This window comes from Streptomyces sp. NPDC002994, from assembly GCF_040611155.1.
Classification (GTDB): Bacteria; Actinomycetota; Actinomycetes; order Streptomycetales; family Streptomycetaceae; genus Streptomyces.
Map to the genome: position 1 here is coordinate 91,656 of NZ_JBEXNQ010000005.1, position 14,871 is coordinate 106,526.

A 14,871-nucleotide genomic window follows, 5' to 3' on the forward strand; every position below is an offset into this window, starting at 1 on the left:
CAGGGGCTGTGAACATCCTGTGACTACTACTCCTCCGAAGCAGAAGCCGAAGCCGACGACGCCTTCTTGGCCGGAGCCTTCTTGGCGGCGGTCTTCTTGGCAGCGGTGGTCTTCGCCGCCGTCGCCGTGGTCGTCTTCTTGGCCGCCGTCTTCTTCGCCGCGGCAGTCTTCGCCGTGGTCGTCTTCTTGGCGGCGGTCTTCTTCGCCGTGGCCTTCTTCGCCGGGGCCTTCTTGGCGGTCTTCTTCTTCGCCGGGCCCTTGGCGCGCTTCTCGGCGAGGAGCTCATAACCCCGCTCGGGGGTGATGTCCTCCACGCTGTCGTCGGTCCGCAGCGTCGCGTTCGTCTCGCCGTCCGTGACGTACGGGCCGAAGCGCCCGTCCTTCACGACCACCGGACGCTCACTGACCGGGTCCGTACCCAGTTCCCTGAGCGGCGGCTTCGCTGCCGCGCGGCCCCGCTGCTTGGGCTGGGCGTAGATCGCCAGCGCCTCTTCGAGCGTGATCGAGAAGAGCTGGTCCTCGGTCTCCAGGGAGCGCGAGTCCGTGCCCTTCTTGAGGTACGGGCCGTACCGGCCGTTCTGCGCGGTGATCTCGACGCCCTCGGCGTCGGTGCCGACGACGCGCGGCAGCGACATCAGCTTGAGCGCGTCCTCCAGCGTCACCGTGTCGAGGGACATCGACTTGAAGAGCGACGCCGTCCGCGGCTTGACCGCGTTCTTGCCGGTCTTCGGAGTGCCCTCGGGAAGGATCTCCGTGACGTACGGGCCGTACCGGCCGTCCTTCGCCACGATCTGGTGGCCCGTCGCCGGGTCCGTGCCCAGCTCGAAGTCGCCGCTCGGCTTGGCCAGCAGCTCCTCGGCGTACTCGACGGTCAGCTCGTCGGGCGGCAGGTCGTCCTGCACGTCGGCGCGCTGGTGGCCCTCCGCGTCCTTCTCGCCGCGCTCCACGTACGGGCCGTAGCGGCCGACGCGCAGCACGATGCCTTCGCCGACCGGGAAGGAGGAGATCTCACGGGCGTCGATCGCACCGAGGTCGGTGACGAGCTCCTTGAGGCCGCCGAGGTGGTCGCCGTCGCCGTTCCCGGCGTCCGCCGCACCGCCCGGAGCGACACCGGCGATGCCCTCGTCGCCGCCCTCACCGAAGTAGAAGCGCTTCAGCCACGGCACGGCCTGGGCCTCGCCTCGCGCGATGCGGTCGAGGTCGTCCTCCATCCTCGCCGTGAAGTCGTAGTCGACGAGCCGGCCGAAGTGCTTCTCCAGCAGGTTGACCACGGCGAAGCTCAGGAAGGACGGCACGAGCGCCGTGCCCTTCTTGAAGACATATCCGCGGTCGAGGATCGTGCCGATGATCGAGGCGTACGTCGACGGGCGGCCGATCTCGCGCTCTTCGAGCTCCTTGACCAGCGAGGCCTCGGTGTAGCGGGCCGGCGGCTTGGTGGCGTGCCCGTCGACCGAGATCTCCTCGGACGAGAGCGCGTCGCCCTCGGCGACCTGCGGGAGCCTGCGCTCACGGTCGTCGAGCTCGGCGTTCGGGTCGTCGGCGCCTTCGACGTACGCCTTCATGAAGCCGTGGAAGGTGATCGTCTTGCCGGAGGCGGAGAACTCGACGTCGTTAAATGTCCCAGTGCGGCCGTCGCTCGCCCGGCCGCCGATCTTCACCGTCACGCTGTTTCCGACGGCGTCCTTCATCTGGGAGGCGACGGTGCGCTTCCAGATCAGCTCGTACAGCCGGAACTGGTCGCCGCTCAGGCCGGTCTCGGCAGGGGTGCGGAAGCGATCGCCCGAGGGGCGGATCGCCTCGTGCGCCTCCTGCGCGTTCTTGACCTTCGCGGCGTACGTGCGGGGCTTGTCCGGCAGGTACTGGGCGCCGTACAGCTGCGTCACCTGGGCGCGGGCCGCCTGGACCGCGGTGTCGGAGAGCGTCGTGGAGTCCGTACGCATGTACGTGATGAAGCCGTTCTCGTACAGCTTCTGCGCGACCTGCATCGTGGACTTGGCGCCGAAGCCCAGCTTGCGCGAGGCCTCCTGCTGGAGGGTCGTCGTACGGAACGGGGCGTACGGCGAGCGGCGGTACGGCTTCGACTCGACCGAGCGGACGGCGAACGGCGAGTCGGCGAGAGCGGCGGCCAGGGAGCGCGCGTTCGCCTCGTCGAGGTGAAGGACGTCACTCTTCAGTTGTCCCACGGAGCTGAAATCGCGGCCCTGGGCGACGCGCCTGCCATCGACCGTCGTCAGGCGGGCGACCAGAGAGGACGGGTCGGAGGCGTCACCGGTGCGTCCCGTGGAGAACGTGCCGGTCAGGTCCCAGTACTCAGCAGAACGAAAAGCGATGCGCTCGCGTTCCCGTACGACGACGAGACGTGTGGCGACGGACTGGACACGTCCGGCGGACAGCCGGGGCATGACCTTCTTCCACAGGACCGGCGAGACCTCGTAGCCGTAAAGACGGTCGAGGATGCGGCGCGTCTCCTGTGCGTCGACCATGGGCTTGTTCAGGTCACGCGGATTGGACACGGCCTCGCGGATCGCGTCCTTGGTGATCTCGTGGAACACCATCCGGTGGACCGGAACCTTGGGCTTCAGGACTTCCAGGAGGTGCCACGCGATGGCTTCGCCCTCGCGGTCCTCATCGGTGGCGAGGAAGAGTTCGTCGGACTCCGCGAGGAGCTCCTTGAGCTTCCTGACCTGCGACTTCTTGTCAGCATTGACGACATAGATCGGCTGGAAGTCGTTCTCTACGTCGACGCCGAGGCGGCGCACCTCGCCGGTGTACTTGTCGGGCACCTCGGCGGCGCCGTTCGGGAGGTCGCGGATGTGCCCGACGCTCGCCTCGACGACATAGCCAGGGCCGAGGTAGCCCTTGATCGTCTTCGCCTTGGCGGGCGACTCGACGATGACGAGTCGGCGGCCGCCGTGTGCGGTCTCGCTGGTCGGGGACAACTTGGCTCTTCTCTCCGGTCGACACTCAGTGGTCCATACGTGACGCTGCGGAGTGTGACGGTACAACCCGTCCCCGTGTCAAACGGCAAAAGCCCGCAACGGCCACTCGAACGGTAACCCGACTCCCGGCATTCCTGCCGCCCGGACCGCCCGACCACCTCTGCGGGACCCCACTTAAGACCTCGTGGAGATGCCGTGTGGATCTCTTCCGATCAGATCCGGCCGAAACACCACACTCCGAGAACGACGAAGGCCACTCCGAACGCGGTGGCCAGCGCGAAGGAGATCGCGGGGCTCGTTCCGTACGCCACCGGCGCGCGGTGCAGAGCGCGCGCCCCCGTCCACCACAGCAGTCCGGCCCCGAACAGCGTGAACGCCGCTCCGGCGAAAACCGCTGGCCCGCTCTCCATCCCCGTAACCCCTCACCGTCGCCGACCTGGCTCCCCGGACGGTGAGGCTGGCACCCCAGGAACACCGCCCGGCGACCTGGACGCGAACTGCCGGTGAACGGCGTGTGGGCGGCAAGGGGCTGAGCCGGCCGGCTCAGTCCAGCGGCTCCAGGAACGCCTGCTCGACCAGCAGCCGGATCGCCTCGGGCGTACGGTCCCGCAGCAGCACCGGGTCCTCCCCGAGCAGTTGCGCGATGGCGTCGAGGATGCGGCCCGCGCTGAGCGACCCGTCGGACACCCCCGCGAAGCCCGCGCCGACCGTGTCGACCTTCGTCGCGCGCCGCATGCCCCGGTTCTGGCGCAGCACCACGTACTCCGGGTCTTCCGCGCCCGGCAGCCCGATCTGCTCCTGCACGACTTCGTCGGCGAGCTTGAAGTGGCCGGCGAGCAGCGCCGCGTCGTCGTGCGTCCGCAGGTAGTCCTGGCGCTCGAAATGGGCCCGTACGACCGGCCCGAGCGGCTGTTCGACGGGGTGCGGCCACTCCTCGATGGTGATCGAGGGATTCTCGGCGCCGGACTTGCGCAGCGTGATCCAGCCGAAGCCGACGCCCTTGGTCTTGCGGGCCTCGAACTCGTCCAGCCAGGCGTCGTATAGCGCGGCGTACTGGGCGGGATCGGAGCGGTGGTCGCCGCTGTCGCGCAGCCACAGTTCGGCGTACTGCGTGATGTCCTGCACCTCGCGCTGCACGATCCACGCGTCGCACCCGCGCGGCACCCAGGAGCGCAGCCGCTCCTGCCACTCCTCGCCCTCCACGTGCTGCCAGTTGGCGAGGAACTGCGCGTACCCCCCGTCGTTCAGGCGCTCCCCCGCTCCCTGAACGAGCAGGCGGCACAGATCGTCCCCGCCCATTCCCCCGTCGCGGTACGTCAGCCGCGCACCCGGCGAGATGACGAAGGGCGGGTTGGACACGATCAGATCGAACGTGTCCTTGCCGACCGGCTCGTAGAGGGAGCCCTCGCGCAGATCGGCTTCGGGCGCCCCGGAGAGCCCGAGGGTGAGCCGCGCGAACTGGAGGGCGCGCGGGTTCAGGTCGGTGGCGGTGACCTTCACCGCGTGCTGCGCGGCGTGCAGGGCCTGAATGCCGGACCCGGTGCCGAGGTCGAGGGCGCTGGAGACCGGCGCACGGACGGTGATCCCGGCGAGCGTGGTGGACGCGCCACCGACGCCGAGGACGACACCCTCCTCGCGGGTGCCCGCGCCACCGGCGCCGCCGACCGCGCGGCCGAGGTCGGAGACGATGAACCAGTCCTGGCCCTCCTCGCCGCCGTAGGGCCGTACGTCCACAGTGGCCCGTACGCCGCCGTCCGCGCCCCCGCCCCCATCCGCACCCTCGCGCACCAGCCAGCCGTCGGCCAGGCACTGCTCCAGGGGCAGGGCGGCGCGGGCGCGGGCGGCCGGCACGGCCTGCTGGAGCAGGAAGAGCCGCACGAGCGTTTCGAGCGGGCTGCCGCCGCGCGTGCAGCGCAGAGCGGGCACGGTCTCGCTGCGGGCGAGCGCCGCGTACGCGGGCGCGCCGAGCAGTTCGAGCAGCCCGTCGGCGGTGAATTCGGCGGCGAGGAGCGCGTCGCGGAGGCGGGCGGAGCTTTCGGGCGCGGGGAGTCTGGTCGTACTCACCCGGCCATTGTCACCGCTGCCGCTGACAAAAGCCGCGCGGCCCGGCCCCCTTGTGGGGTACCGGGCCGCGCGGCAGGGCCGTATGCGCCGCGATTACGCGTCCGGGGACGCCGGGGAGGCGGGCGTCGCGCCCGGCTTCCGGCAGCCGGGCTGCTTGGCCATCGCCTGGCCGACCTCGCCCGACTGGAGCTTCTGGAGCGCGCGGTCGCCGCTCCTGCTGATCTTGTTCAGTTCGTCCGCGACGCCCTTGAGGCCGTCCGCGAACTTCGCCTGGTCGTCGGTGTCGAGCCCGTCGACCTGCTTGCGCAGCCCGGCGTACGCCGCCGAGGACGCGTTGAGCTCCTTGACCGCGTCCCTCTGGGTCGTCTCGCCGTCGTCGACCGGCGGGGCGCCCGCCTTGTCCACGGCGGTGGCCATCGCCTTGTAGGCGTCCGAGATCTGCTGGAAGGCCCGGGAGTCCGTCCGCTGGACGTCGACGGGCTTGCTGTTGTCCGCGGTTTGCTTCTGGATGGAGGTGTTGGCGTCCGAGATCTTCTTCAGCTGGGGCTGGACCTGGTCGCAGACCGTCTTCGCCCAGTCGTTGACCTTGTCGTCACTGTCGTCGTCGCCGCAGCCGGACAGCGCCATTGCCAGTACCGCACCGCCGGACAGCGCGGCCGCAAACTTCTTGTTCACCGGATTGGTCCCTTCCAAGGCTCTCGGCCCCGGAACATACACGCCAAGTGGGCGACAACCGCATGCCGTGCGTCCATTACATACGCTATTGAAGCCATTTGCACCAAGCGAGAGACACCTCACGAAGCAGCCGCGGAACAGCGGCGGACCCATAGCGGCGGGCGGACGCCGCGTCAGCACGCGCCGTCCGCCCGCCCACTGATCAGGCGTTACGACTACTCCTACGAGACGACCTTGGACGGCACCGGCGGATCCGCCGGCTTGGGTACCCGTCCGGAGACTCCTCCGGAGTTGTCTTCGTCACCCACGGCGATTCCGCGCCGCTTGGAGACGTACACCGCGCCGACGACGACGGCGATGGCGAGCGTCGCCACCACCGCGCGCACTCCGGCGCTGGCGTCGGCGCCGTAACTGAACTGCACCACCGCGGGAGCGATGAGCAGCGCCACCAGGTTCATCACCTTCAGCAGCGGGTTGATCGCGGGACCCGCGGTGTCCTTGAACGGGTCGCCGACCGTGTCGCCGATGACGGTCGCGGCGTGGGCGTCGCTGCCCTTGCCGCCGTGATGACCGTCTTCGACGAGCTTCTTGGCGTTGTCCCACGCGCCGCCGGAGTTGGCGAGGAAGACGGCCATCAGCGTGCCGGTCCCGATGGCGCCCGCGAGGAACGAGCCGAGCGCGCCGACGCCCAGCGAGAAGCCGACCGCGATCGGCGTCAGCACGGCCAGCAGGCCCGGTGTGGTCAGCTCGCGCAGCGCGTCCTTGGTGCAGATGTCGACCACCCGGCCGTACTCCGGCTTCTCCGTGTAATCCATGATCCCGGGGTGCTCGCGGAACTGCCGCCGCACCTCGAAGACCACCGCGCCCGCCGACCTGGACACCGCGTTGATCGCCAGCCCCGAGAAGAGGAAGACGACCGCGGAGCCGAGCATCAGCCCGACCAGGTTGTTGGGCTGGGAGATGTCCATCTGGAGCCCCAGCTCCCCGACTTTCGCCCCGACGTCGTCGCGTGCCGTCGCGATGGCGTCCTTGTACGAGCCGAACAGCGCGGCCGCCGCGAGGACCGCGGTGGCGATGGCGATGCCCTTGGTGATGGCCTTGGTGGTGTTGCCGACGGCGTCCAGGTCGGTGAGGACCTGCGCGCCCGCGCCCGTGACGTCGCCGGACATCTCGGCGATGCCCTGCGCGTTGTCGGAGACGGGGCCGAAGGTGTCCATGGCGACGATGACACCGACGGTGGTGAGCAGGCCGGTGCCGGCCAGGGCCACCGCGAAGAGGGCGAGCATGACCGACGTACCGCCGAGCAGGAACGCGCCGTACACGCCGAGGCCGATGAGCAGCGCGGTGTAGACGGCGGACTCCAGGCCGATGGCGATACCGGCGAGGACGACGGTGGCGGGGCCCGTCAGCGAGGACTTGCCGATGTCCCTGACGGGGCGCCGGTTCGTCTCGGTGAAATACCCCGTCAGTTGCTGGATCAGGGCGGCCAGGACGATGCCGATGGCGACGGCGACGAGCGCCAGCACCCTCGGGTCGCCCTCGTGTCCCTTGACGACGGCGTCGGTGACGCCGTCCAGGTCGGCGTACGAGGACGGCAGGTAGACGAAGACCGCCACCGCGACCAGGACGAGCGAGATCGCCGCGGAGATGAAGAAGCCGCGGTTGATGGCGGACATTCCGCTGCGGTCGGCGCGCCGCGGGGCCACCGCGAAGATGCCGATCATCGCGGTGACCACGCCGATCGCCGGAACGATCAGCGGAAAGGCCAGTCCGGCGTCGCCGAAGGCCACCTTGCCGAGGATGAGCGCCGCGACGAGCGTCACGGCGTACGACTCGAAGAGGTCGGCCGCCATGCCCGCGCAGTCGCCGACGTTGTCGCCCACGTTGTCGGCGATGGTCGCGGCATTGCGCGGATCGTCCTCCGGGATGCCCTGTTCGACCTTGCCGACCAGGTCGGCGCCCACGTCGGCGGCCTTGGTGAAGATGCCGCCGCCGACTCGCATGAACATCGCGATGAGCGCGGCGCCGAGTCCGAACCCTTCCAGCACCTTGGGCGCGTCGGCGGCGTACACGAGGACCACACAGGAGGCACCGAGCAGGCCGAGGCCCACCGTGAACATGCCGACCACGCCGCCCGTACGGAAAGCGATCTTCATTGCTTTGTGCGAGACCGCCGTAAGATCCTTTTCCGGCTCACCCTCCGCCGGAGTGGCTTCACGCGCGGCGGCTGCCACACGCACATTGCTGCGTACGGCCAGACGCATCCCGATGTAACCCGTCGCCGCCGAGAAAAGCGCGCCGACCAGGAAGAATACGGAACGTCCGGCGCGCTGCGTCCAGTTGTCGGCCGGAAGCAGCAAGAGCAGGAAAAACACCACGACGGCGAAAACGCCGAGTGTGCGCAACTGCCGTGCAAGATAGGCATTCGCGCCCTCCTGCACCGCCGCCGCGATCTCTTTCATCTTGTCGGTGCCTTCGCCGGCTGCCAGTACCTGACGTACCAGCAGCTGGGCGACGACCAGGGCCGCCAGTGCCACTACGGCGATGACGATCACGATGATCCGGTTCTCGTCGGTGAGTACCGCTGCCGCGAGAGTAGAGGGGTGGTCCAGCTGCTGCGATGTGAAGAGCCCCGCCATTCGTCCTCCTTGACGCTCAGCGCTCAAGATGTGGACGGATTGTAGGGAGCGGAAGCTGATCAAAACAGAGCGCCGCAAACCGAATTGACCTTCGCTTGCCACTCAGCAAATGATCGCGTTCCCGCAATCCCCTCGAAAGCGGTAATGGGGCAAACGCATTGGCGATTTCGGAATGATCTCCCAGAAAGATCTAGGGAAATACGAAAGGCCCTGCTCAGCAGGGCCTCACGGAAAAGATCCGGTCCACAAGGACCGGCAGAAGATCAGGGGGAAACGGCAGCCGGTGTCGTCGGCCAGGTCATGCGGATGGTGCCGCCGGACGCGCCGGTGACGACTTCGACATCGTCGACGAGTCCACTGATGACCGCCAACCCCATCTCGTCCTCACCGTCGGCATCGGCGTCGGATTCGGCGCCGGCTCCCCCGGACTCGGACCCGGCCCCGGTGGCGCCACGCACCCCGGGGACCGATCCGGCCGCACCGCCACCCGAACCAGGCACCTCGTCCCCGACCTCGATGGAGAACGACTTCTCCTCCTCGGTCAGAGCGACCCGGACCGGAGCCGAGATGCCATTGCTGCGGTGGAGTCCCACCGCACGGGTGCACGCTTCGCCGACCGCGAGTCGGACTTCGTCCAGCACCGCCTCGTCCACCCCGGCCCGGCGCGCCACGGCGGCCGCCACCAGGCGGGCCGTCCTGACGTGCTCGGGCTGGGCGCTGAAGCGGAGTTCAACGGTGGCCATCTGCGGTCCCCCTCGGACGTACGGGCGTGCTTCTCAGGGGCCCAGGCCTGCGGCCCGGTGCCCCTGGTCCTTCTTCCGGTGGTCCCGGAAGCCGTCAGTCGGTGGCGTTGACGGCTTCGTCGACCGAGGTGTGAATGGGGAACACCTTGGTCAGCCCGGTGATTCGGAAGATCTTGAGAATGCGCTCCTGGTTGCAGACCAGACGCAGCGAGCCCTCATGGGCCCGCACACGCTTGAGTCCGCCCACGAGCACGCCGAGCCCGGTGGAGTCGAGGAAGTCCACGCCCTCCATGTCGACAACCAGGTGGTAGCTGCCGTCGTTCACCAACTCGACCAACTGCTCGCGCAGCTTGGGCGCGGTATACACATCAATCTCGCCACCGACCTCGACGACCGTACGGTCGCCACCAGGTCCAGACACGTTGCGAGTCGACAGGGACAGGTCCACGGATCCTCCAGCACCTTGCTATCGAGCGGCCGCCCCCCTGAGGTCTCCCCGGCGGAGCCAGAGGACGGAACGCCAGCCGCGATGGCATTCAATCACTTACCTGCAGGCATGCACGATGCCTTGGAACCATTGTCCTTCACGCCAGTGACACACTCGGTGCCGATGGCCAAGAATCACCGTCCCAGCAGACCTACGGAGAATGCGGGTGCGCGCCCCTCTCCCCGTACGGTCCTCCACCGGCTCTCCGCAGGCGAGAGCCGGTCCTCGCGCATCACTCATACGGAGCACTTGCCCCCACGTGCGGGTTCTCATGCAGTGTGGCCCGACCGCATCCGTACGGAAGTGATCGCGGCGATTCAGGCCGCCGGGATCGAGCATCCGTGGACCCACCAGGCGCAGGCCGCCGAGCACGCACTGGACGGCGAGTCGGTCGTCATCTCCACCGGCACGGCGTCCGGCAAGTCGCTCGCCTATCTGGCCCCCGTCCTCACCACCCTCCTCGACGGCTCCGAAGCACCGAACGGGCGCGGCACGACGGCCCTCTACCTCGCCCCCACCAAGGCCCTCGCGGCCGACCAGCGCCGCGCGGTGAAGGCCCTCGCCGCGCCGCTGGGCAACGCCGTCAGGCCGGCGGTGTACGACGGCGACACGCCGGTCGAGGAACGCGAATGGGTACGTCAGTACGCCAACTACGTCCTCACCAATCCGGACATGCTCCATCTGGGGATACTCCCCTCCCATCCCCGCTGGGCCTCCTTCCTGCGCGCCCTGCGCTACGTCGTCATCGACGAGTGCCACACCTACCGCGGAGTCTTCGGCTCGCACGTGGCCCAGGTGATCCGCCGTCTTCGCCGCCTGTGCGCCCGCTACGGCGCGAATCCCGTCTTCCTCCTCGCCTCCGCCACCTCCGCGGAACCCGCCGTGTCCGCCGGCCGCCTGACCGGCCTCGCCGTCCGGGAGGTCGCGGACGACGCCTCCCCGCGCGGCGAACTGGTGTTCGCCCTCTGGGAGCCGCCGCTCACCGAACTGCAGGGCGAGAAGGGAGCGCCCGTACGCCGGACCGCGACCGCCGAGACCGCCGACCTCCTCACCGACCTGACCGTGCAGGGCGTCCGCTCGGTCGCTTTCGTACGCTCCCGGCGCGGCGCCGAGCTGATCGCCCTCATCGCCCAGGAACGCCTGGCCGCCGTCGACCGCTCGCTCCCGGCCCGGGTCGCCGCCTATCGCGGCGGCTACCTCCCGGAGGAACGCCGCGCCCTGGAGCGTGCCCTGCACTCCGGCGAGCTCCTCGGCCTCGCCGCCACCACCGCACTCGAACTCGGCGTCGACGTGTCGGGCCTGGACGCCGTCGTCATCGCCGGATACCCCGGCACCCGCGCCTCCCTCTGGCAGCAGGCCGGCCGGGCCGGCCGTTCGGGTGAGGGCGCCCTGGCGGTCCTGGTCGCCCGCGACGACCCGCTGGACACGTACCTCGTCCACCATCCCGACGCCCTGTTCCGCCAACCGGTGGAATCCACCGTCCTGGACCCCGCCAATCCGTACGTCCTCGCCCCCCATCTGTGCGCCGCCGCTGCCGAGCACCCGCTCACCGATGCCGACATGGAGCTCTTCGGCCCGGCCGCCGCCGAACTCATGCCGCAGCTGGAGGCTGCCAACCTGCTCCGCCGCCGGGGCAAGTCCTGGTACTGGACCCGCCGGGAGCGGGCCGCCGACCTCACCGACATCCGGGGCGAGGGCGGTCGCCCCGTGCAGATCGTCGAGGCGGACACCGGCCGGCTCCTCGGCACGGTCGACGCGTCAGCCGCCCACGCCTCCGTCCACGACGGCGCGGTCCACCTCCACCAGGGCCGTACGTACCTGGTGCGGCACCTGGACCTGGACGACCCGCACGGCGCTGTCGCCCTGGTCGAGGAGGCGAACCCGCCGTACTCCACCACCGCCCGCGACACCACCGCCATCTCCGTCCTGGAGACCGACACCGAGATCCCGTGGGGCGAAGGCCGCCTCTGCTTCGGCTCTGTCGAAGTCACCAACCAGGTCGTCTCCTTCCTCCGCCGCAAACTCATCACCGGCGAAGTGCTCGGTGAGACCAAACTCGACCTCCCTCCCCGGACGCTCCGCACCCGCGCCGTGTGGTGGACGGTCACCGAGGACCAGCTCGACGCCGCCCGCGTCAACCCGGAGCAGTTGGGCGGCGCCCTGCACGCCGCCGAGCACGCCTCCATCGGGATGCTCCCGCTCTTCGCCACCTGCGACCGCTGGGACATCGGCGGCGTCTCGATCCCGCTCCACCCGGACACCCTGCTGCCGACGGTCTTCGTGTACGACGGCCATCCGGGCGGCGCCGGGTTCGCCGAGCGGGCCTTCCACACCGCCCGCCAGTGGCTGACGGCCACCCGTGAGGCCATCGCGTCCTGCGAGTGCGAGGCGGGTTGCCCCTCGTGCATCCAGTCGCCCAAGTGCGGCAACGGCAACGACCCGCTCAACAAGCGCGCCGCCGTCCGCCTCCTCACCGTCCTCCTCAGGGGAGCCCCGGCCGACCAGGCCGCCCTGGATACCCCGAATGGCCTGGATACCCAGGTTTCGCCGGAGGCCCCGAAGCCTCCTGCTGCCACGGAGAGCCCCTCGGAGTTAGTCCGGCAGCCACGGGCCCGGCGTGCCCCGCCCGGGCCCTCACGGCCACCCTGTAAGGCCCCGCACCGGCCTCCACCGTTACGTCGGAGACCTCGCCGTACACGGAACACCTCACCAGCCGCGCATGCTGAGCCGATGCCACCTCGGCCGCCTCACCGCAGGCGGCGGCCTCACCCCGCATCCATCGCGCCGCGGCCGCGAGGGCCGCCAGGTCCGCGGCACCGCCGGCCCGATGCCGCGCCACCACCGCCTGCCCGGCCGCCAACGCCCCCGCAAACACCGCCCCGAGCACGGCCACAGCCACGACGGCCAGCACCGTGGCGCCCCCGAGATCCCCCCGCCCCAACCCACTGCGCTCCCCCCGGCCGGCCCGGCGGCCGACGCCACCCGGATGGCCGCCACCCCAAAGGCCGACGCCACCCCGATAGCCGGCACCACCCCAACGGCCGGAACCAACCCGGGGGCTCCAGGCACCCCGCTCATGCCGCACACCACCGCCGCTCCACCTCCCCCTCATACCGGCACCCCCACGCTCTCCTCGGCCAGTGCCACCGCCTCCGCCCGGAGCGTCAGGGACAGCGCGCCGAGGCCCGGGGAGGGGGCCTCGACGGTCACCCGCACCAGGTCCCCCTCCCTGCCGATCGTGACGCGCGCCCCGCGCGGCGCCGCCTGCCGGGCAGCCGCGACGGACGCGACCGCCGGCTCCTGCCGTGCGGCGGCCCTGGCGCCCGCCCTCGCCGCGTCCACACACTGGATCTGCGCCGAGGTCGCCATCAGCGCCCAGATCAGCGCCATGGTGAAGAGCACCAGCGCCGGCACCACCACGGCCGCCTCCGCCGTGACATAGCCCCGGTCCGCACGTCCCCGTTCGCCGGCCTCAGAACGGCACATTGAGTGCCCTCCCCACGACCGCTTCCAGTGCCCCCGCGACCATGTCGCTCGTGACGACTTTGTAGAGCACCGCCGCGAACGCGCAGGCAGCGATCGTCCCCATCGCGTACTCGGACGTCGTCATCCCCGCGTCCCCGCCACCGGCCGCCCCGCACACCAGCCTGCGTGCCCGCGCTCGCACCCGCATCCACACCCACATGTCGACCCCCAAGGTCAGTTGCCGTTCATCAGTCCGCTCGCCAGCCCGATCACCACGGGCGCCACTCCGACCACCAGGAAGGCGGGCAGAAAGCACAGCCCGACCGGCCCGACCATCAGCACGCCCGCCCGCTGCGCCCGGGCCGCGGCCTCCCGCGCCCGTTCCGCTCTGAGGCCCTCGGCCAGCCGGGCGACGGGTTCGGCCGCCGGAGCCCCGGTGGCGCCCGCCCGTTCCAGACAGCGGGCCAGCCCCGCGGCGCCAGGTATCGCGCCCAGCCGCCCCCACGCGTCGGCCGGTTCACCTCCGAGCCGCAGCTCGGCGGCGGTCCGCGCCAGCCGCTCACCCACCGGGCCGCCGAGCGAATCCCCGACCGCCTCCGCCGCCTCGCGCGGCCCCGCGCCGGCCGAGATACAGGCCGCCAGAAGATCGGCGGCAAGCGGAAGTTGGCGGGCATCGACCGGGCCCTCTTCGCGCGGCTTGCGCCCCCGCTGCCACCGCACGGTCCCGTACGCCGCGACCGCCCCGACCGCGCAGCCGGTCAGCCCACCGACCAGCACGTACCCGGTGACAACGGCTGCCAGCGGCGGCCCCCAGCGCAGCAGCCGCACTCCGTACTCGGGCCTCCACCGCCACCCGCGCCCGAAGCCCGCCCCGGCCGCGCCTGCCGCCTCCATGGCCAGCAGCGCCGCCAGCCGCCTGCGCAGCAACCGCTCCCGCCGCCGCCCGGCCAGCGCGAGCGCCAGCCACACCGCGGTGGCCGCGACCGACACCACCACCCCCAGCCTGTGGACAATTTCCCCGCTCATGAGCCCTCCCCCCGTCGTACGATCCGCCGGGCCCAGAAGAGACCCGCCCCTTCCAACAACCCGCCGACCAGCAGGCACCCCAGCCCGGCCGGAGTGTGCAGCAGCACCCGCAGCGGTCCGGCCCCCAGCGCGCTGCCGATCAGCAGCCCGGCCACCGGAAGCAGCGCCAGGAGCGCCACCGTCGCCCACGCCCCCGTCAGCTGCGCCCGGAGATCCTCGCGCTGGTCGCGCTCGGCCCGCAGCGCACCCTCCAGGCGGTCGAGCCCGGCCGCGAGACCGGCGCCGCCGTCCACTGCCACCCGCCAGCAAGCGGCGACCCCCACGAGCCCGTCCGCCCCCGGCTCCCGCGCGGCCCTGCGCAGCGCGTCGGGTACGTCCCCGCCGAACCGCGCCGCGGCCAGCACGTCGGCCTCCGCCCCGCCCAGGCCACCGGTGCCCGCCGCGGCGGTGAACAGCGCCTGCCCCGGCTGCCTCCCGGCGCGTAACTCGCCCGCCACCGCCGCGCACAGCGCGATCACCTCGTCCGCCCGCTTCCCCCGCTCACGGCGCCTCACCCCGGCCAGCAGCCGGCGCCGCACCAGCGGCACAGCCACCGCTCCCGCGACCAACGGCAGGACCGACTCGCCCAGCACGGCCACGAGCACCGCGACCGGCACACAGAGCCACTCCCGCCCCAGCCGCCCCCGCACCGGCGCCGCCAACCGCTCCCACAGCGCGCCCGGGCCGCCCGGGTCCACCGCCCCGCCCGCGAGCATCAGCCGCGCCCGCCGCAGGTCCCGGTCCCGCCCCGCCAGCAGCCAGGCCGCCGCCCCCGCGCACATCGCCGCCGCATA

At 71.0% G+C, this 14,871-nt stretch carries 12 protein-coding genes and 1 pseudogene; 1 reads left to right on the forward strand and 12 read right to left on the reverse strand.

Going from position 1 to position 14,871, the window contains the following annotated elements:
* Positions 1-26 precede the first annotated feature (26 nt).
* The 7 genes from topA to ABZX79_RS07670 all read right to left on the reverse strand — a co-directional run bounded on the left by topA (position 27) and on the right by ABZX79_RS07670 (position 9,508).
* Positions 27-2,939 carry a type I DNA topoisomerase gene (gene topA / locus ABZX79_RS07640; protein ID WP_355253195.1) on the reverse strand — a complete coding sequence of 971 codons (2,913 nt, stop codon included), beginning with the start codon at positions 2,937-2,939 and terminating at the stop codon, positions 27-29.
* Between the two features lie 212 nt (positions 2,940-3,151).
* Entirely contained in the window at positions 3,152-3,349 is a 198-nt protein-coding gene (locus ABZX79_RS07645) for a hypothetical protein (protein ID WP_355253198.1), read from the reverse strand.
* Between the two features lie 133 nt (positions 3,350-3,482).
* A complete protein-coding gene (locus ABZX79_RS07650; RefSeq protein ID WP_355253201.1) occupies positions 3,483-5,003 on the reverse strand; it encodes a methyltransferase in 1,521 nt (506 codons plus the stop codon).
* A 93-nt stretch (positions 5,004-5,096) separates the two neighbouring features.
* The gene (locus tag ABZX79_RS07655; RefSeq protein WP_355253204.1) at positions 5,097-5,678 is read right to left on the reverse strand and encodes a small secreted protein; all 582 of its coding nucleotides are present in this window, start codon (positions 5,676-5,678) and stop codon (positions 5,097-5,099) included.
* Positions 5,679-5,899: 221 nt separating this feature from the next.
* A complete protein-coding gene (locus ABZX79_RS07660; protein WP_355253207.1) occupies positions 5,900-8,317 on the reverse strand; it encodes a sodium-translocating pyrophosphatase in 2,418 nt (805 codons plus the stop codon).
* A 263-nt stretch (positions 8,318-8,580) separates the two neighbouring features.
* On the reverse strand, positions 8,581-9,060 hold the full coding sequence (locus tag ABZX79_RS07665; protein ID WP_355253210.1) for an ATP-binding protein: 480 nt from the start codon (positions 9,058-9,060) through the stop codon (positions 8,581-8,583).
* 94 nt (positions 9,061-9,154) lie between these two features.
* Positions 9,155-9,508: an STAS domain-containing protein gene (locus ABZX79_RS07670; RefSeq protein WP_028810414.1), complete on the reverse strand. Its 354-nt coding sequence runs from the start codon at positions 9,506-9,508 to the stop codon at positions 9,155-9,157.
* An 81-nt stretch (positions 9,509-9,589) separates the two neighbouring features.
* Here ABZX79_RS07670 and ABZX79_RS07675 point away from each other — a divergent pair.
* Positions 9,590-12,043, forward strand: a pseudogene (locus ABZX79_RS07675) (DEAD/DEAH box helicase); the annotation flags it as partial.
* Here the strand turns inward: ABZX79_RS07675 and ABZX79_RS07680 are convergent.
* From ABZX79_RS07680 to ABZX79_RS07700, 5 genes are all read right to left on the reverse strand, one after another.
* Positions 12,030-12,488 carry an Rv3654c family TadE-like protein gene (locus tag ABZX79_RS07680; RefSeq protein WP_355253698.1) on the reverse strand — a complete coding sequence of 153 codons (459 nt, stop codon included), beginning with the start codon at positions 12,486-12,488 and terminating at the stop codon, positions 12,030-12,032. The pseudogene ABZX79_RS07675 and the gene ABZX79_RS07680 overlap by 14 nt on opposite strands.
* Before the next feature lie 167 nt (positions 12,489-12,655).
* Positions 12,656-13,033 (reverse strand): TadE family type IV pilus minor pilin, encoded by a 378-nt coding sequence (locus ABZX79_RS07685; RefSeq protein ID WP_355253700.1) that lies wholly within the window; start codon positions 13,031-13,033, stop codon positions 12,656-12,658.
* Positions 13,020-13,220: a DUF4244 domain-containing protein gene (locus ABZX79_RS07690; RefSeq protein WP_355253214.1), complete on the reverse strand. Its 201-nt coding sequence runs from the start codon at positions 13,218-13,220 to the stop codon at positions 13,020-13,022. Before ABZX79_RS07690 ends, ABZX79_RS07685 begins: the two co-directional genes overlap by 14 nt.
* A 26-nt stretch (positions 13,221-13,246) precedes the next feature.
* Complete coding sequence (locus ABZX79_RS07695; RefSeq protein WP_355253216.1) at positions 13,247-14,038, reverse strand: type II secretion system F family protein; 792 nt, start codon at positions 14,036-14,038, stop codon at positions 13,247-13,249.
* Complete coding sequence (locus ABZX79_RS07700; protein WP_355253702.1) at positions 14,035-14,859, reverse strand: type II secretion system F family protein; 825 nt, start codon at positions 14,857-14,859, stop codon at positions 14,035-14,037. The genes ABZX79_RS07695 and ABZX79_RS07700 overlap by 4 nt, the downstream gene beginning before the upstream one ends.
* Positions 14,860-14,871: the final 12 nt, after the last annotated feature.

Coding starts and splice junctions, on each gene's coding strand:
- ABZX79_RS07645 (WP_355253198.1), bottom strand. CDS start 3,349: ATGGAGAGCGGGCCAGCGGTTTTCGCCGGAGCGGCGTTCACGCTGTTC.
- ABZX79_RS07660 (WP_355253207.1), bottom strand. CDS start 8,317: ATGGCGGGGCTCTTCACATCGCAGCAGCTGGACCACCCCTCTACTCTC.
- ABZX79_RS07665 (WP_355253210.1), bottom strand. CDS start 9,060: ATGGCCACCGTTGAACTCCGCTTCAGCGCCCAGCCCGAGCACGTCAGG.
- ABZX79_RS07685 (WP_355253700.1), bottom strand. CDS start 13,033: ATGTGCCGTTCTGAGGCCGGCGAACGGGGACGTGCGGACCGGGGCTAT.
- ABZX79_RS07690 (WP_355253214.1), bottom strand. CDS start 13,220: ATGCGGGTGCGAGCGCGGGCACGCAGGCTGGTGTGCGGGGCGGCCGGT.
- ABZX79_RS07695 (WP_355253216.1), bottom strand. CDS start 14,038: ATGAGCGGGGAAATTGTCCACAGGCTGGGGGTGGTGGTGTCGGTCGCG.
- ABZX79_RS07700 (WP_355253702.1), bottom strand. CDS start 14,859: ATGTGCGCGGGGGCGGCGGCCTGGCTGCTGGCGGGGCGGGACCGGGAC.